This is a genomic window from Pseudomonas sp. 1, assembly GCF_056626735.1.
Genome location: NZ_JBWXMQ010000002.1, coordinates 188,706 through 204,691, shown reverse-complemented (window position 1 = coordinate 204,691; position 15,986 = coordinate 188,706). Strand labels below are relative to the sequence as shown.

The window sequence follows — 15,986 nt, the reverse complement described above, 5'->3', positions numbered from 1 at the left end:
CGAAAGCCCTGTAAACCCTCGCTCCGAACGAAATCACCTTCGCGCTCGACCACCCTGCGCTGTTTCGCCCTCCCCCACGCGGTTGTTTTTTTCCCTATAATGCCGCCCCATCGGGTCAGCAATATTCCCTTACAGGGATCAAAGCCATTCTGAAGCCCCGCAGCAGCGTCAACGCTGACTCGCGCCCGTCAGAGGCTCTCGGAAACCCGAAAAAATTTTCTGTTTATTGCCTGCGTAGCACCGCTGCAAAAAACGACATCCAACGCGGCCTGTACGGCCGTGTGAAAAACCAACCCATCAGTTTTCACACGGGCACAGGCCCTCACGCAGGAGACGACACGTCATGCTGAGCTGGGACGAATTCGACAAAGAAGACAGTGAAGAAGCAGTAGTGAAAGGCGCCAACGCCGGCCACGCTAGCGAAGCCAACATGGACCGCCTCGACAGCGCCGGCGGTGCCGCCGCCCTCGAAGCCCGTGCCGTGACCGCCGAAGACTCGGCCGCCGTGGCCCGCGCCAAGGCTGCACTGGATTCCCTCGACGTCGCCGAAGGCCTCGCCGAACTCGAAGGCTCCGCCGCCCGTGTCGCCGTTGACGAAAAGCGCATGATCAACTGCCGCGCCGACCTCAACCAGCTCGTGCCATTCAAGTACGACTGGGCCTGGCAGAAATACCTGGACGGCTGCGCAAACCACTGGATGCCGCAAGAAGTCAACATGACCGCCGACATCGCCCTCTGGAAAAACCCGGAAGGCCTGACCGACGACGAGCGCCGCATCGTGATGCGCAACCTCGGCTTCTTCTCCACCGCCGACTCCCTGGTTGCCAACAACCTGGCCCTGGCCGTGTACCGCCTGATCACCAACCCGGAATGCCGCCAGTACATCCTGCGCCAGGCGTTCGAAGAGGCGATCCACACCCACGCCTACCAGTACTGCATCGAATCGCTGGGCATGGATGAAGGCGAGATCTTCAACATGTACCACGAGATCCCGTCGGTCGCGAAAAAAGCCGCCTGGGGCCTGAAATACACCCGCGCCATCTCCGACCCGGAATTCAACACCGGCACCGTAGAGACTGACAAAGAACTGCTGCGCAACCTGATCGCCTACTACTGCGTGCTGGAAGGCATCTTCTTCTACTGCGGCTTCACCCAGATCCTCTCCATGGGTCGCCGCAACAAAATGACCGGCGTCGCCGAGCAGTTCCAATACATCCTGCGCGACGAATCCATGCACCTGAACTTCGGCATCGACGTGATCAACCAGATCAAAATCGAAAACCCACACCTGTGGGATGCCGAAATGAAGGAAGAAGCGTCGCAGATGATCCTGCAAGGCACCCAGCTGGAAATCGAATACGCCCGCGACACCATGCCTCGCGGCGTATTGGGCATGAACGCCGCGATGATGGAGGACTATCTGAAGTTCATCGCTAACCGTCGTCTGTCGCAGATCGGCCTTAAAGAAGAATATCCAGGGACCACTAACCCGTTCCCTTGGATGAGCGAGATTATGGACTTGAAGAAAGAGAAGAATTTCTTTGAGACTCGCGTGATCGAATACCAAACTGGTGGTGCGCTTAGCTGGGACTAATCGTCTCGCTCGCCACGATTTGACGATTGCTGCTTGAGTCGTCAAATTCAGAAAGCAAAAGCCCCGATTTTATCGGGGCTTTTTTTATAGGCGACTGGTAATCCTTTTCCATCCCTACGTGGCAGCGCTCAATCTCCTACAGCACTTACAGCCGCTTCGCATTGAAGCCAACTGCAAGCACCTCTAAGCTCAATTGCAGGTGCCTAAGAAACACCCAACGTAGAAAGCTTGGCCAGTTACACAGACGCACATGTCGTCGGTGGAACTGCCCCGCTCGTTGGGATTTCTTCAGTCCACTCTACGTTGGGGTCAGGCCCTCCAAAAATCTAAACGTAGAGGTAATGGATATGCCTAATCCTTTTTCTGTAACAGTCTTCTCACGTCACAACCTCGCTCTACATGCCCTTCTGCTCGAAAACCAAACGTGGTTCTGCGCTCGCGATGTCGGCCGCTTGATGGGTTTCCATCTGTGCGAACGCATGGTCAACAAGCTAGATAAAGATCAACGTCGCGTTTTGTGGATTGAGTATTTTCGGCAACCTGAAAAGCAGTTAATGCTCAGCGAGTCAGGTGTGTATGCGCTGCTGGTGTATCACTACGTCCCAGGGAATCGCTTGTTACGTGAGTGGTTAACTCTGCAGGTGGTGCCGGCCTTGCGCGATGCAGAGCACTCAGGACATTCAGAACGACCGATATTGAGTTTGTTGGATTGGCCGGAGATGTCGTTGAGTCTGTTGCATTGGCAGGATGAAGGCTGGATTCGGCTGCGGGATATGCCTTACCTGCTGAGCGATCAGACGCAACGGCAAAAACCGGGGAAGCCTTGGTGGCGAAAGGTTGCGCAGGTGTTTCAGTCTTCGAGGCATTCCATGGGCTAGTGATGGTGGTTGTAGGACTTCGCGAGATTCGTCGTTATTTTCTGTAGGAATTTTCGTAGACAGCTGTGATGGCCACTCAGTATCGTCCGAGGGTTTTCAACCCTCGGCGACTGTATGGATACGGAAAAAACTAATTGCGATTGGAGTGACGTAGAGATTCAGGCTGCGGTCGATGCCTACCTCAAGATGCTGGCGCGTGAGCAGAGCGGCCAGAAATTCGTCAAGACTGAGGAAAATCGCATTCTGCGAGAAGGCCCACTCGCCGGCCGGACGAAGGGTTCTGTCGAATTTCGGATGCAGAACATTTCTACCGTGTTGGTAGAAATGGGTCGAAAGCGTATTGAAGGCTATAAACCTGCCAAGAATGTTGGTGCGAATGTAGCGCGTAGCATCCGTAAAGCACTTGATGATTCCACCGTTCTGACGCTTGAAGATTCTGATCCAACTGCGGACGAAGCGTTACTGGAACAACGCGCAGACAAATTTGAGCGAACGCAATTTGATTACGTCCCCCAAGGGATAAAGACACCTCTCCAAACGACGGCCACCAGAAAGGTTTACTTTCGTGATCCCGAATTGAGGGGCTGGGTTCGTCAGGAAGCCAATGGGAAGTGCGAAGGTTGTGGCGAAGAAGCGCCATTTAAGAAAAATGGAAAACCGTTTCTTGAAGTTCATCACGTAAAGCATATGTCGCAAGAAGGATCGGACCAGCCTTCGAATGTCGTGGCGCTGTGTCCCAACTGTCACCAACGTTGCCACCATTCGGATGACAGAGAGGCTTTCACTGCTTGGCTGTATGACAACGTTGGAAGACTCGAAAGGGAATAATCGCGGTTTATCTGACTAATCGCGCTTGCTGACTTTCGGGCTGCTTCGCGGCCCAGCGGGAGCTGGCTCACTCACACAGACTTTGCATCATCCCGAAAACAATCAGTGCAACCCACCCCACCAACCGCTATTAATACCCCTCCCCCACTCAAGGACCCGAGCCCCACCATGAAATTCGACCTCGCCTACTGCCTCAGCCTCGACGACAAGTTGTCGATCTATGACGTTCGCGATCTCAATTTCGATGAGACGGTGGCGTTCGATTCCGCCAAGGAGCACTTCCAGTGCCCCAACGACGCCTGTCGTGCGGCGTTCGATGCTTCCAACGAGTTGGGCACGTTCAACGCCAAGAACGTGAATTACGTGCGCACGCCGCATTTCAAGAATCTGCCCGGTACGCAGCATGTGGCGGGTTGTCCGTATGTGAGTTTGAAGACGTCGGCGTCTGGGGTTGAGGCGGCGGATGGGGAAGTGGATGACGGGCGGGAGGAGCATTTCCCGTCGGAGTTGTTGCTGACGCGTCGTGAGTATGTGCGCAAGCCTGCCGCGCCAGCGGGGGCGGCGGATGTGTTGCGGGATGATCCGGTGCGGGTGGCGGCTAGCCCCTCAAAAGAATCGCCGAGTCGAGAGACTGCGCCGGGCAAGACCAGTGTCTTCGCTCACCCCGTGGAGTGTTTTGTGTCGAACTTCGCGGACAAGGATTTGCTCAAGCGCATGCCGTTGAAGATTGGCGAGCATACGGCGCCCTACAGTTCGTTCTTCAAGAAGATCGAGTATTTGATGGACAACAAGGGGCTGATTTACTGGGGCCGGATCAAGAAGATCGAGGACTTTCACAGCGCCAGTTTCCGGATCGATTTCGAGGACAAGGTCTGGTTCAAGAAGCCGGATGACAGCAAGAAGAAGCCTTATCCGGTGAGTGTCTATCTCAACAAGAAGCTGATCGACAACTACCGCAAGCGCAAGGCGTTTCTGGAAGAGATCAAGCACGCGATCGACAGTGATAAGGCGTTGTTCTGCTTCTTCTATGGTGTGACGCCGGAGTTGAAGCAGGTGCCGGGCAAGAAGAACCCCGAAAAGCCTTTCGAGGTCTTCAATGCCAATATCGAGAACCTGGATCACTTCATCATTCGTGAAGCGCCGGGGCTGGCGTGAGGGTTAGCCTTGGGGCAGTTGCAGTTTGACGGCGCCGGGGTTTGATCAGGGAGTACAGCCAGACGTATGACCTGAGCGGGCGCGACGGCGCGCTGATCGATTTGTTGCTGCATGAATTGCTACGCAGTGCGCCGTTGCCGCTACATATCCCGCTGCCGCCTGACGGAAGACTGCTCGAACTGTGTCAGACCTTTCTGCATCAGCCGAATGCCCACCAATCACCCCAGCAATGGGCCGATCAGCTGCACGTAAGCTTACGCACCTTCAACAGACTGTTTCGCCAGCAGACCGGCCTGAGTTTCAGCCAATGGCGCCAGCGCGCCTGCGTGGTATTGGCACTGGCACGGCTGGCGGCCGGTGAAGCGGTGACGCGAATTGCCCTGGATTTCGGCTATGACAGCCCGGCGGCGTTCTCGACGATGTTCCGCCGGATCCTCGGTCAGGCACCGTCCGTCTGGTTGGAGGCGGCGAACTAGGGCAAATCAAAAAATGCGTTTGATCCCGGCCGAAAACAACTGTACAAAAACACAGTGCATTTTCCATCAGCACTCTCGAGCCCGGAGCACACCATGGCCTCTTCTGCGATGAACCTCATCCTCGAACGTATTGCCCTTTTCCAGTTCACCCCGACCCATTGCGCCCAGGCCCGAGAGATGTTGGGCTGGAGCGTGGAACAACTGTCGCGGGAAGCCGGGGTTTCGGTTGACGACATTCAGCGGTTCGAAGCGCAGCAGGACATTGCGGATGCGGCGCGGCTGGCGTTGACGTATCGGTTCGAGGCGCAGGGGCTGGTGTTCTTTCCGGGGTTTGCGCCGGGGCGTTCGACAAGCATCAAAGGGACCACGGCCGAATCGGTGGAACGTGGGAATTATGCGATGGCAGACTGAAGACTCAGGACTTGATCGAAATGGAAGAAAGCACAGGTAACGTTTATCAAGACCTAGGCGTTGGTGATGCATACGAGATGCAGACCAAGGCAGAAGCGGTGATGAAGTTGGCTGCACTGATGGAAACTGCGCAGATGAGCGGAATTGAAGCGGCGGAGAAACTTGAGATATCGCTGGAGAAACTAGAGGGCATGCTCCGAGGACGATTCCGCGATATACCATCCGCCACAATTTCAAAGTACCTGAATCAGATTTCGGTAAAAGAAGCCTGAAAGAGCGGTTCGCTCCGATGGGGAGCGAGCCCGAGAAACTCGTCAGGCCCCTTGAACCACCGCCTCACTCTCCCCTTCAACCTCCGACCACCACGCATTCCCGCGTTGCGGTTGTGCCAGGTTGAACGCCTCGCCCATTTGAGGGGTGGTAATGGAAACACTGCGCTCCCAGGCCAGCGCCAGAATGCGATCAAACGGTTCATGCCAGGCATGCATCGCCAGATCGAACGTGCCGTTGTGGATCGGGAATAACCAGCGGCCCTTGAGGTCGATGTGGGCTTGCAGGGTTTCTTCCGGTTGCATGTGCACGTGGGGCCATTCGACGTTGTAGGCGCCGGTTTCCATCAGGGTCAGGTCAAACGGGCCGAACTGTTCGCCGATGCGTTTGAAGCCGTCGAAGTAGCCGCTGTCACCGCTGAAGAAAATCCGTGTGTCGCCGTGGATGATCACCCAGGAAGCCCACAGGGTCTGGTTGCCATCGAACAGACCGCGACCGGAAAAATGCTGCGACGGGGTGGCGATGAAGCGGATGCCGGCGACTTCGGTGCCCTGCCACCAGTCGAACTGGTGGATCTTGTCGGCATCGATGCCCCATTTGATCAGGGTGTCGCCGACGCCCAGCGGGGTCAGGAAGACGTTGACCTTGTCGGCCAGTTTCAACACCGCTTCGTAGTCGAGGTGGTCGTAGTGGTTGTGCGACAGGATCACCGCTTCGATCGGCGGCAATTCGTCGATGCTGATCGGTGGTTGGTGAAAGCGTTTCGGCCCGGCCCATTGCACCGGCGAGGCACGCTCGGCGAACACCGGGTCGGTGATCCAGAATTTGTCTTGCAGTTTGAGCAGCAGGGTCGAGTGACCGAGGCGATAAACGCTGTGGTTGGGCGCCGCGATCAGGTCCGCGCGGGTCAGTGGCTGCACCGGAATGGCCGCGGCCGGCCGGGTGTTGCGCGGTTTGTGGAAGATCATGTTCCACATGATTCGTAGCATCTTGCGCACACCTTCACGCTGCACCGGCGCATGGTTGCGGAATACGCCTTCGGCTTGACGCGAAGGTTCAGGAGTTTGACTGCCCGCAGAAGCAATGGATTTGGCCATGACTGAATGACTCCGGAAACACCGCGCAATTCACGGATTCCCACGGTGGGACGATAATGGCCAAGGCACGCACGCATCAGCCGGACATCTGGTTTTAGGTTGCACCGATTAACGCAGCATTACACTGACCGGTGTACTTTCTAGGTTGCATCAATCCTGGTGACAAGTAAACTGCCGAGTGTAATTTCACCCTTTTCCTGCCGAATCGAATTTATGACAGCCCCCCAGCGCCTCACCGACCGTAAACGCGAAGCCATCATCCAGGCCGCGATCACCGAATTCCGTACCAACGGTTTCGAGGTCACTAGCATGGACAAGATTGCGGCCACTGCCGGGGTGTCGAAGCGCACGGTGTACAACCATTTCCCCAGCAAGGAAGAGCTGTTCGCCGAAATTCTCAACCAGTTGTGGGCACGGATCAGCACCGAGCAAGCCGTGTCGTACCAGCCCGACCAGCCATTGCGCGATCAATTGCGAACGATGCTGCTGGCCAAACTGCAGACGATGGCAGACGACAACTTCATGAACCTGGCCCGGGTCGCTATCGCCGCCGCGATCCACTCCCCCGAGCGCGCGCAAAACATGGTGGCGCGCATGGGCGAACGTGAGGAAAGCGTGACCGTGTGGATTCGTGCCGCCCAGGCCGACGGTCGGTTGAAACCGGTTGATCCGGAGTTCGCCGCGCATCAGGTGCAGGGTTTGTTGAAGGCGTTTGCATTCTGGCCGCAGATCTCCATGGGCCAGCCCTCACTCGACAGCACCACGCAAAATGCGGTGGTCGACTCTGCACTCGATATGTTTCTGGCCTGTTATCAGCTCTAGACAAGGACCTGCGCCACGGTAAATGGCTCATAAGGACACTGAATTTTCCCGCTGGAATAAATGACAATGTCTGCCTTTGGCCGATGAACGGTCTGTCTGAAGAATGACACTGCAAAGTGTTTCAGAATGAATCTGGCGCAGAACATCATGGAAAACCAACGCGGCAAAGGCTTGTCATTCGCCAAGCGCATTTACTTGCCACGGGCCATCGGGTTGGGCATCGGTTTTTTCAGTGTCAGTGCAGCGCTGTATCCATTGAACATGCCGGGCTGGCTCTGGGCGCTGTTGCTGTTCAACGGTTTTCTCTGGCCTCACGTGGCCTATCAATGGTCGACCCGCTCGGCTTTCCCCTATCGCGCCGAACGCCGCAACCTGCTTTATGACTCGGTTTGCGGCGGCTTCTGGACCGCGTGCTTCCAGTTCAATCCGCTGACCACAGTAACCATTCTGTCGATGATGACCATGAACAACGTGGCCGCCGGCGGCCAGCGCCTGTTCCTGCTCGGCGCCCTCGCTCAGGTGATCGGCGTGCTGCTGGGCTGGTCGGTGTTCGGCGTCCATTTCACCCTGACGGCCACGCCGATTCAGGTTTGGGCCTGCCTGCCAATGCTGACCCTTTATCCGTTGGCGCTGGGCATGGTCTGTTACCGGTTGGCGATCAAACTCGCCGAACACAAACGCACCCTGAGCGCCCGAAGCCGCACCGACAGCCTGACCGGACTGCTCAACCACGGCGCCTGGAAAGACCTGCTGCATCTCAAGTTCCAGCAGTGCCGACAACACAATTCCCAAGCCATTCTGGCGCTGATCGACATTGATCATTTCAAGTCGATCAACGACAGTTACGGGCACATCGTCGGCGATGCGGTGCTGCGGCAATTGAGTCGCGAGCTGAAATTCGTGCTCGACGAAAGCGAGCTGGCCGGGCGTTACGGCGGCGATGAATTCTGCGTGATCTTGCCCAACCTGCCACTGAACAAGGCCGAAGCACTCATGGAGCAATTGCGTCAGGGAATGGATCGTTATCGCCACCCCGACGTCGCCGAACTGCGCGTCAGCCTGAGCATCGGCCTCGCCCGCTATCAGACCTTCTACGCCGACGCCCTTGAGTGGTTCGACGATGCCGACAAGGCGCTATACACCGCCAAGCACGCGGGACGTAACACGATCAGCGTTGCGTTGAGCCGATCCAGCGCCTGAAAAACTTGTACAAAATTGAAAAAAATCGATTTCTTGTACAAGTTTATAAAGTTTTGTATAAGTGAACCCGCCAGCCTGGATGCTGGCACACTGCTGCCAGCCATCGACATGTCTGGCTGACTGACGCGGAAACAGGGAACCCACTATCAGCCCTATTTCCAGAGTGCCTCCAGCATGTTTTTCAATCGCCACAAGACCGTCCTCGCCGATCTCCAAAACACCATTACCGAACAGTCCAGTCTGCTGGAAGCGATCAACCGCTCCATGGCGGTGATCGAATTCGATCTCGACGGCGTCGTGCTCAGTGCCAACGACAATTTCCTGAAAACCATGGGCTACACGGCTGAACAGGCGATCGGCCAGCCCCATCGCCGCTTCTGCCCGCCAGCGTTTGCCAATGGCCATCAATACACCGAGTTGTGGTCGCGATTGAAAAGCGGCCAGTTTCAGTCCGGCACCTTTGAACGAATCGACAGCCAAGGCCGACCGATCTGGCTCGAGGCCAGCTACAACCCGATCAAGGATGCCTCGGGCCGGGTAGTGAAAGTGGTCAAATACGCCATGGACGTCACCACCAAAGTCCAGCAGGAAAGTGAAGCCAACGCCAAGTTGCAGGCCATTGATCGCGCCATGGCGGTGATCGAATTCGATCTCGACGGTAATATCCTCACTGCCAATCAGAATTTTCTGACGCGCATGGGTTACACACTCGCCGAGCTGAAGGGCAAGCATCATCGGCTGTTCTGCCCGGCGGATCTGGTCAACAGCAGCGACTATCAGGACTTCTGGCGCCGGTTGAACCAGGGCGAGTTGTTTCAGGGGCAGTTCGAACGCATCGACAAACGCGGCCAGACCGTGTGGCTGGAAGCCAACTACAACCCGGTCTACGACGCCGCCGGCCGCTTGTGCAAAGTCGTAAAATTCGCCTCCGACGTAACCGCCCGGGTCGAGCAGCATGAGCAGGATGCACGCAGCGCCAGTGCCGCTTATCACATCTCCGTCGCCACCCGAAAAGTCGCCGAGCAAGGCACGCAAGTGATCCAGCAAGCGGCCAGTGAAATGCGCGAAATCGCCGACGACATTGCCGAGTCATCCACACTGATTGCGCAACTGGGCGAGCGCTCCGAACAGATCACCGCCATCGTCAACACCATCCGCGCGATTGCCGACCAGACCAACCTTTTGGCCCTGAACGCCGCCATCGAAGCCGCCCGTGCGGGCGAGCAGGGTCGCGGCTTTGCGGTGGTGGCCGATGAAGTGCGGCAGTTGGCGGCGCGCACCAGCGGCTCGACAGCAGAGATTTCCAATATGATCGGCCTGATCCAGAGTGAAACCCGTCAGGCGATCAAGAGCATGGACGGCACCCGGGATCGCGCAGCGCAGGGTGTTGAACTGGCGGATCAGGCCGGCACGGTAATCCTGCAGATTCGTGACGGCGCCAGCGAGGCGGTGGAAGCCGTAAGCATGTTCGCCAATGAGCGGGCGCGAGGATGAAATCCGCCACCATCGGCTAGCCCCCGGCGCTGGCATCTCTTTCGGGAGCCAGCTGCCAGCGCTGGGCACAAGCTCCACGGCGCGGGACTATAGTGTCTTCAGTCCCAAGCGTCACCGAGCCCATCATGACTATCAAACATCCCGAATCGCCTTCCCCTGCCGCCGCCGATCACCTGCGCTTCCACCGCCCCCACGCCCATCTCAACACGACGTTCGGCAACGACAAGTTCGCCTTGCGCGCCGAGGCGTTTGCACGATTCTTCGGCACGCCGACCTTTCTCGGCGCACAGACTCTGATTGTGGTGCTCTGGATGGGGCTCAACGTCAGCGGCGTAACCGGGTTCGACGCTTACCCGTTCATCCTGTTGAATCTTGCGTTCAGTCTGCAGGCCGCCTATGCCGCCCCGCTGATTCTGCTGGCCCAGACCCGTCAGGCCGCACGGGACAAGGCGCAATCAGAGGCCGACGCACAGCATCGTGAGGCGCTGGCGGTGGCCAACAGCGAACGCCAGGCGGAGGCGGCGAAGAACACTGCGCAACTGCTCGAATTACTGCAGCAGAACACACACCTGACCGAGATGACCAAGGACCTGACCGAGCGCATCGAAATCCTCACACGCGAAGTTCATCAGCACATCCTGCAACAGGAACAACGCCCTTCGTCATGATTCCTCTTCAGGCCAGACGCAACGCCCGCCCCAATTCATCGAACAACGTGACCACCGAGCGCAATGCGCGGCAGTCCGGGCGGGTCAGCAACCACAGCGCGGTGTCATAACCGTGCAAGGGTTCGCTCAGGGCTTGCAGCCCTTCGTTGATGAGAAAGTCCGGCAACGCCGCCACGCCCAGTCCGGCGCGGACCAGTTCGGTCACAGACAGCATGCTGTTGCAGCGATAACTTGGCGTCACACCCGGCAACTGCTGACGGCGCCAGGCAACGGTCGGGTGATCGGGCAGAAAGTCGTCCGGGGCGATCCAGGTCAGCGCTGCCAGATCGGCCGCTTCAACCTTTTGTAGATAGCGCGGACTGGCGCAAACCCGGTAGGAAATCTTCGCCAGCTCCCGTCCGACCAGATGCTCCGGCGGTGTACGCGTCAGGCGCACGGCGATGTCGGCATCACGACGGCTGAGGTTGGCGAAATCGTTGGACGTGCTCAGCTCGATGGTCAGCGCCGGGTAGTTCGGCATGAACTGCGCCAGCGCCGGCAGCAACAGACTTTGCAACACCGAGTCGGTGCAGGTCAGGCGCACCTTGCCGCTGACCACTTCACCGCCCTGCTCCACACCAATACGCGCCGCTTCCAGCGCTTGTTCAGCACGTTCGGCCTGCTCGGCCAGGGTTTGCGCGAGGCTGGTGGGCAGGTAACCGGCGCGGCTTTTTTCGAACAGTTGCTGTCCCAGTGCGGCTTCCAGTCGGCGCACGGCGCGAAACACCGTCGACACATCGACCTTCAGCAGCTGCGCGGCCCGGGCCAGAGAGCCGCCGCGCACTAAAGCGAGGATCAGGGCCAGATCCGGGAAATCCAGTCGGTATTGCGTGGCTGCATTGATCACTTGGGCAAACGCCAATTTTGAGTGCGTGAACGCCAATCTATAGTGAGCGCCATCCCTCAACAAGCACAGCGAGTACTCATGGAATCCAGAGCCCTGCGCATCGCCCTGATCGGTGATTACGATCCGCAAGTCACCGCCCACCAGGCCATCCCGGTCGCCCTTGGTCTGGCGACGGAGCACCTTCGCCATCCGGTCGATTTCGAATGGTTGGCCACCGACCGAATCCTGCCCGGGACGCCGCTGGAAAATTTCGACGGTTTCTGGTGTGTGCCGGCCAGCCCCTACAAAAGCGAAGTCGGTGCACTGCGAGCCATTCGTTTTGCCCGCGAACAGCAGCGCCCTTTCCTCGGCACCTGCGGCGGTTTTCAGCATGCGGTGCTGGAGTTTTCCCGCAACGTACTGGGCTGGGCCGACGCCGAGCATGGCGAAACTTCACCTGACTCGAGCCGTGCGGTGCTCTCGCCCCTGACGTGTTCACTGGTGGAAGCGGTGGACAGCATCCATCTGGTGCCCGGTTCGTTGATCGCCAAGGCGTACGAAACGTCGGAGATTCGCGAAGGCTATCGCTGCCGCTATGGTGTGAATCCGCAGTTCGAACGGGAGTTGCTGATCCATGATCTGCACGCCGTGGGTCACGATTCGGCAGGTGATCTGCGCGCCATCGAACTGAAAAACCATGTGTTCTTTGTCGCGACGCTGTTCCAGCCGGAACGCGCAGCACTCAAGGGGCAATTGCCACCGCTGGTGCGGGCGTTTGTCGAAGCCTGCGCGGAGAAACCTCGATGAAACCGAACACTGAATGCTTCGCCGTGATCTTCACCTCGACCCGCACCGAGGGTGACAACGGCTACACCGAGGCCTCCGAGCGCATGATGCAATTGGTGGCCGAGCAACCGGGTTTTCTCGGTATCGATTCGATCCGGGGCGCGGACGGCGTGGGGATTACGGTTTCGTACTGGGCGAGTGAGGCGGCGATTCTGGCCTGGCGCGAGCATCCGGAGCACCGGGTGATTCAGGCGCGCGGGCGGGCGGAATGGTATTCGGCGTTTCATACGCGGGTGTGTCGGGTGGAGCGGGAGTATCGGTTTGCTCTGTGAGTATTGAGGCGTGCTCACTGGCTTCATCGCGGGCTTGCCCCGGGCGGCGTTCCGACGATGAAGCCAGAAAAGTCACAGCAGAACCTCAGCCCTTCACCAGACTGCGCACCGCCTCAATCTCCGGCACTTCACGCTTGCTCATGTAAACGCGCAACGGCTCGGTGATATTGATCCGGTCGTCGATGTGCTGATCGAGCAGCAATTGGATCAACTCGCGCTTCAACGTCATGGTCTGTTCGGTGGCCGGTGCCCAGACGAATTCGCTGGCGGGAATAATGCCGTCATCGGCCACGTCCATGCCGAACGAGTCCTCACTGAAGCGCACGATGTACTGGCCGGTCTTGCGGTTGAGGCCGACGAAGCCCTTGAGGTCGTCGGCCGCCTGGCAGATGAGTTGCGATGTGATGCGCATGGTAAACCTCACGAAAAGGATCGATGGTCTACACGCAGGGCAATGAGAGGCGCGCCCTCTGCCGGGGCGGTTGCCGTGGCCAAGCGTACTGCAAACGAACGCACAAAAGTGCGGAAATATTCGCTTTCAGTACGTTTATGTCGGTCTCGCGATAGCACGTTTTCGTTTGAGTTGCTAAAAAGTACATCTTCGAAAATACCTGCGAAAGGACCTCGACATGCCCGCCACGTTCACCAAAAGCGCACTGCTGCTGAGCCTGATGCTCGGCCTCGGCCAGGCTCATGCCGCCGCCCAGCCAAGCCCTGCTGCGCTCGCTGCCTCCGAGGGCATTCCGCGTCCGGCGGTGATCGCCCACCGTGGCGCGTCCTTCGATGCCCCGGAATCCACCGCCGCCTCCTACAAACTGGCCCGCGACCTGGGCGCCGATTACCTGGAAATGGACTTGCAGCGCAGCAAGGACGGCGTGCTATTCGCCCTGCACGATGACAATCTGCAGCGCACCACCGACGTCGCCACCAAGTTTCCGGAGCGCAAGGACAGCCCGGCCAATGCCTTCACCATGGCCGAACTGAAAACCCTCGACGCCGGCAGCTGGTACAACGCCAAATACCCGGATCGCGCGCGTCCTTCCTACGTTGGTCTGAAGATTCTGACCCTGGACGAAATCATCGACATCGCCCAGGCCAATCCGAAGCACAAGCCGGGTCTGTACATCGAAACCAAGGAGCCGAAACTGTTCCCGGGGATCGAGCATGACCTGAAGGAAAAACTCCAGGATCGCGGCTGGCTCAGCCCGGCCGGTTCGAAACTGGCGAAAAGTGCTCTCGGTGTCGGCCAGGGTAAAGGCAAGGTGATCCTGCAAACCTTCGAAAAGAGCAGCCTTGAAATGCTGCAGAAGGAAATGCCGCAGGTGCCAAAAATCCTGCTGCTGTGGGTGGGCGAAGGCAGCATCGAGCCGAAATCCAAAGTGACCTTTGCCGAATCCGGCGAGAAGGACAAGAACGCGTTCTACGGCAAGCAAGAGCCGAAATCCGAGGCCGAATTCAAGCAGTGGATCGACTACGCCAAGGCCCAGGGCGCCATCGGCACCGGCCCTTCGGCGAAGCTGACCCACGGCGGCGATCAGAGCTATTCGGACCTGGTGCAGCCATGGATGAACCAGTACACCCACGACAAGGGAATGCTGGTGCACGTCTACACCGTGGATGAGCCGGTGGACTTCGAGAAGGTCATGGACTCCGGCGTCGACGGCATCTTCACCAACCGCGCCAGCGAACTGTTGAAGTTCTATAAACGCCCGGCCGCCGCCAGTGTGGATCAGGTGTTGAAGAACAACGGCTTCTGATCTGCAAATCAGGGTGTCAGTACCGCGAGCAGGCTCGCTCCCTTGGGGAGTCCGGCCTGCTCGCTGCGTTTTAAGGGTGAATTAAGTTGCGGCGATTAACCTGAACTCACTTAAACGAATCACCCAAAGGAATAACTCATGAAAACCCTGACTGCCCTGTTTACCGCTGCCGCCCTGACCCTCACCGCTGGCCTGGCCCAGGCTGACGTTCGCGTCGACCAGATCCCGCAACTGGTCAAGGAAGGCAAGATCAAGTCGCTGGAGTCGATGAACGAACAAGCGCTGAAACTGCATCCGGGTGCGACCATTACCGACACGGATCTGGATAACCACTTCAATGGTTATGAGTACGAAGTTGAATTGCGTACGGCTGATGGCAAAGAGTTCGATGTGGACTTCGACGCAACGACCGGCAAGGTGCTGACCAACAAGCAAGACACTTGATTGGCTGATAAGACAAAGCCGCACGATTAATAAATCGTGCGGCTTTTCTGTGTCCGCAAATTATGCGGAGGTCGAAACAGACGTGATGCTGACCGTCTCCAATGCCGGTTATAGATGACCGGGCATCGGCGGCGGTCTGCACGAATTGAGATCGACTGTGTACCGACTCGGTAACCGAACCGGTACACAGTCACTGGCCGGTCAGACGCTCAGGCGCGCGGTGACGTCGTTCAGTTGGCCCGACAGGCCGTGCAGGTTCCGGCTGGCGCTTTCGGTGCGCTGCACGTTGTCGAGGTTGGTGCTGGCGATCGAGGTGATCTCGGTCAGGTTGCGAGAGATGTCTTCGGCCACCGAGGTCTGTTCTTCAGCCGCCGTGGCGATCTGGCGGTTCATGTCGCGGATCGCTTCCACCGCGTGGGTGATGCGCTCGAGCATGGCGCCGGCCTGGGTCACTTGCTCGACGCTTTCATCGCTGCGGGTCTGGCCGCTGTCGATGGCCTGGGCAGCGTCCACCGCACCGGTCTGCACGCTGTGGATGATCTGGTTGATCTCGATGATCGACTCCGCCGTGCGCTGCGCGAGGTTGCGCACTTCATCAGCGACCACCGCAAAACCACGCCCGGCTTCCCCGGCCCGGGCCGCTTCGATGGCGGCGTTGAGCGCCAGCAGGTTGGTCTGCTCGGCGATCCCGCGAATCACTTCCAGCACCTTGCCGATGCGGCCGCTGTCGGCTTCCAGACGCCGGATGACCGTGGCGGTGTTGGCGATTTCACCGCGCATCTGGGTGATGCTGTGGATGGTGCTCTGCATGACCTTCTCGCCCTGTTGCGCGGACTGGTCGGCATCGTCGGCAGCACGCGCTGCATCAGCCGCATGGCGGGCGACTTCCTGGGCGGTGGCGGACATTTC

The 15,986-nt window shown here is 58.3% G+C and carries 18 protein-coding genes and 2 pseudogenes; 16 read left to right on the top strand and 4 right to left on the bottom strand.

The features are described 5' to 3' along the window. Positions 1–343: 343 nt before the first annotated feature. From AC1MDC_RS04060 to AC1MDC_RS04030, 7 genes and pseudogenes are all read left to right on the top strand, one after another. On the top strand, positions 344–1,594 hold the full coding sequence (locus AC1MDC_RS04060) for a ribonucleotide-diphosphate reductase subunit beta (RefSeq protein WP_085683612.1): 1,251 nt from the start codon (positions 344–346) through the stop codon (positions 1,592–1,594). Positions 1,595–1,941: 347 nt separating this feature from the next. Beyond that, a complete protein-coding gene (locus tag AC1MDC_RS04055) occupies positions 1,942–2,472 on the top strand; it encodes a BRO-N domain-containing protein (RefSeq protein ID WP_480392630.1) in 531 nt (176 codons plus the stop codon). 114 nt (positions 2,473–2,586) lie between these two features. After that, a complete protein-coding gene (locus AC1MDC_RS04050) occupies positions 2,587–3,300 on the top strand; it encodes an HNH endonuclease (RefSeq protein ID WP_480392547.1) in 714 nt (237 codons plus the stop codon). A 168-nt stretch (positions 3,301–3,468) separates the two neighbouring features. Next, positions 3,469–4,455, top strand: coding sequence for a hypothetical protein (locus AC1MDC_RS04045; protein WP_480392546.1), 987 nt, complete (start codon positions 3,469–3,471; stop codon positions 4,453–4,455). Between the two features lie 65 nt (positions 4,456–4,520). Then, positions 4,521–4,931, top strand: a pseudogene (locus tag AC1MDC_RS04040) (helix-turn-helix domain-containing protein); the annotation flags it as partial. Between the two features lie 93 nt (positions 4,932–5,024). Then, a complete protein-coding gene (locus AC1MDC_RS04035; protein WP_480392545.1) occupies positions 5,025–5,342 on the top strand; it encodes a helix-turn-helix domain-containing protein in 318 nt (105 codons plus the stop codon). Between the two features lie 20 nt (positions 5,343–5,362). Further along, on the top strand, positions 5,363–5,614 hold the full coding sequence (locus AC1MDC_RS04030; RefSeq protein ID WP_227233267.1) for an XRE family transcriptional regulator: 252 nt from the start codon (positions 5,363–5,365) through the stop codon (positions 5,612–5,614). A gap of 42 nt (positions 5,615–5,656) precedes the next feature. On the opposite strand, the gene AC1MDC_RS04025 is transcribed toward AC1MDC_RS04030, so the two are convergent. Next, positions 5,657–6,709 carry an MBL fold metallo-hydrolase gene (locus AC1MDC_RS04025; protein ID WP_480392544.1) on the bottom strand — a complete coding sequence of 351 codons (1,053 nt, stop codon included), beginning with the start codon at positions 6,707–6,709 and terminating at the stop codon, positions 5,657–5,659. A 213-nt stretch (positions 6,710–6,922) separates the two neighbouring features. On the opposite strand from AC1MDC_RS04025, the gene AC1MDC_RS04020 reads away from it, so the two are divergent. The 5 genes and pseudogenes from AC1MDC_RS04020 to AC1MDC_RS04000 all read left to right on the top strand — a co-directional run bounded on the left by AC1MDC_RS04020 (position 6,923) and on the right by AC1MDC_RS04000 (position 10,893). Beyond that, entirely contained in the window at positions 6,923–7,531 is a 609-nt protein-coding gene (locus tag AC1MDC_RS04020; RefSeq protein ID WP_085697095.1) for a TetR/AcrR family transcriptional regulator, read from the top strand. Between the two features lie 147 nt (positions 7,532–7,678). Continuing rightward, positions 7,679–8,731, top strand: coding sequence for a diguanylate cyclase (locus AC1MDC_RS04015; RefSeq protein ID WP_480392629.1), 1,053 nt, complete (start codon positions 7,679–7,681; stop codon positions 8,729–8,731). Between the two features lie 174 nt (positions 8,732–8,905). Beyond that, positions 8,906–9,679, top strand: a pseudogene (locus AC1MDC_RS04010) (PAS domain-containing protein); the annotation flags it as partial. Positions 9,680–9,766: 87 nt separating this feature from the next. Beyond that, entirely contained in the window at positions 9,767–10,225 is a 459-nt protein-coding gene (locus AC1MDC_RS04005; protein ID WP_480392628.1) for a methyl-accepting chemotaxis protein, read from the top strand. Positions 10,226–10,350: 125 nt separating this feature from the next. Next, positions 10,351–10,893 carry a DUF1003 domain-containing protein gene (locus tag AC1MDC_RS04000; RefSeq protein ID WP_085697097.1) on the top strand — a complete coding sequence of 181 codons (543 nt, stop codon included), beginning with the start codon at positions 10,351–10,353 and terminating at the stop codon, positions 10,891–10,893. Positions 10,894–10,900: 7 nt separating this feature from the next. Here the strand turns inward: AC1MDC_RS04000 and AC1MDC_RS03995 are convergent, their stop codons facing one another. After that, complete coding sequence (locus tag AC1MDC_RS03995; protein ID WP_480392627.1) at positions 10,901–11,842, bottom strand: LysR family transcriptional regulator; 942 nt, start codon at positions 11,840–11,842, stop codon at positions 10,901–10,903. Between the two features lie 15 nt (positions 11,843–11,857). On the opposite strand from AC1MDC_RS03995, the gene AC1MDC_RS03990 reads away from it, so the two are divergent. Continuing rightward, positions 11,858–12,565, top strand: a complete 708-nt coding sequence (locus tag AC1MDC_RS03990) for a CTP synthase C-terminal region-related (seleno)protein (RefSeq protein WP_480392543.1) — start codon at positions 11,858–11,860, stop codon at positions 12,563–12,565. Then, positions 12,562–12,876, top strand: coding sequence for an antibiotic biosynthesis monooxygenase family protein (locus AC1MDC_RS03985; RefSeq protein ID WP_480392542.1), 315 nt, complete (start codon positions 12,562–12,564; stop codon positions 12,874–12,876). The genes AC1MDC_RS03990 and AC1MDC_RS03985 overlap by 4 nt, the downstream gene beginning before the upstream one ends. Before the next feature lie 85 nt (positions 12,877–12,961). Here the strand turns inward: AC1MDC_RS03985 and AC1MDC_RS03980 are convergent, their stop codons facing one another. After that, entirely contained in the window at positions 12,962–13,288 is a 327-nt protein-coding gene (locus AC1MDC_RS03980) for a DUF2025 family protein (RefSeq protein ID WP_085701605.1), read from the bottom strand. A gap of 217 nt (positions 13,289–13,505) precedes the next feature. On the opposite strand from AC1MDC_RS03980, the gene AC1MDC_RS03975 reads away from it, so the two are divergent. Further along, positions 13,506–14,633 carry a glycerophosphodiester phosphodiesterase gene (locus tag AC1MDC_RS03975; protein WP_085701606.1) on the top strand — a complete coding sequence of 376 codons (1,128 nt, stop codon included), beginning with the start codon at positions 13,506–13,508 and terminating at the stop codon, positions 14,631–14,633. 138 nt (positions 14,634–14,771) lie between these two features. After that, positions 14,772–15,077 carry a PepSY domain-containing protein gene (locus tag AC1MDC_RS03970; protein ID WP_007951089.1) on the top strand — a complete coding sequence of 102 codons (306 nt, stop codon included), beginning with the start codon at positions 14,772–14,774 and terminating at the stop codon, positions 15,075–15,077. 201 nt (positions 15,078–15,278) lie between these two features. Here the strand turns inward: AC1MDC_RS03970 and AC1MDC_RS03965 are convergent, their stop codons facing one another. After that, the gene (locus tag AC1MDC_RS03965; RefSeq protein WP_416383553.1) at positions 15,279–15,983 is read right to left on the bottom strand and encodes a methyl-accepting chemotaxis protein; all 705 of its coding nucleotides are present in this window, start codon (positions 15,981–15,983) and stop codon (positions 15,279–15,281) included. Positions 15,984–15,986: the final 3 nt, after the last annotated feature.

Excerpts from the sequence above, each read along its gene's own strand:
- AC1MDC_RS04060 (WP_085683612.1), top strand. The coding sequence starts at position 344 with ATGCTGAGCTGGGACGAATTCGACAAAGAAGACAGTGAAGAAGCAGTA.
- AC1MDC_RS04055 (WP_480392630.1), top strand. The coding sequence starts at position 1,942 with ATGCCTAATCCTTTTTCTGTAACAGTCTTCTCACGTCACAACCTCGCT.
- AC1MDC_RS04050 (WP_480392547.1), top strand. The coding sequence starts at position 2,587 with ATGGATACGGAAAAAACTAATTGCGATTGGAGTGACGTAGAGATTCAG.
- AC1MDC_RS04045 (WP_480392546.1), top strand. The coding sequence starts at position 3,469 with ATGAAATTCGACCTCGCCTACTGCCTCAGCCTCGACGACAAGTTGTCG.
- AC1MDC_RS04035 (WP_480392545.1), top strand. The coding sequence starts at position 5,025 with ATGGCCTCTTCTGCGATGAACCTCATCCTCGAACGTATTGCCCTTTTC.
- AC1MDC_RS04030 (WP_227233267.1), top strand. The coding sequence starts at position 5,363 with ATGGAAGAAAGCACAGGTAACGTTTATCAAGACCTAGGCGTTGGTGAT.
- AC1MDC_RS04025 (WP_480392544.1), bottom strand. The coding sequence starts at position 6,709 with ATGGCCAAATCCATTGCTTCTGCGGGCAGTCAAACTCCTGAACCTTCG.
- AC1MDC_RS04020 (WP_085697095.1), top strand. The coding sequence starts at position 6,923 with ATGACAGCCCCCCAGCGCCTCACCGACCGTAAACGCGAAGCCATCATC.
- AC1MDC_RS04015 (WP_480392629.1), top strand. The coding sequence starts at position 7,679 with ATGGAAAACCAACGCGGCAAAGGCTTGTCATTCGCCAAGCGCATTTAC.
- AC1MDC_RS04000 (WP_085697097.1), top strand. The coding sequence starts at position 10,351 with ATGACTATCAAACATCCCGAATCGCCTTCCCCTGCCGCCGCCGATCAC.
- AC1MDC_RS03990 (WP_480392543.1), top strand. The coding sequence starts at position 11,858 with ATGGAATCCAGAGCCCTGCGCATCGCCCTGATCGGTGATTACGATCCG.
- AC1MDC_RS03985 (WP_480392542.1), top strand. The coding sequence starts at position 12,562 with ATGAAACCGAACACTGAATGCTTCGCCGTGATCTTCACCTCGACCCGC.
- AC1MDC_RS03980 (WP_085701605.1), bottom strand. The coding sequence starts at position 13,288 with ATGCGCATCACATCGCAACTCATCTGCCAGGCGGCCGACGACCTCAAG.
- AC1MDC_RS03975 (WP_085701606.1), top strand. The coding sequence starts at position 13,506 with ATGCCCGCCACGTTCACCAAAAGCGCACTGCTGCTGAGCCTGATGCTC.
- AC1MDC_RS03970 (WP_007951089.1), top strand. The coding sequence starts at position 14,772 with ATGAAAACCCTGACTGCCCTGTTTACCGCTGCCGCCCTGACCCTCACC.
- AC1MDC_RS03965 (WP_416383553.1), bottom strand. The coding sequence starts at position 15,983 with ATGTCCGCCACCGCCCAGGAAGTCGCCCGCCATGCGGCTGATGCAGCG.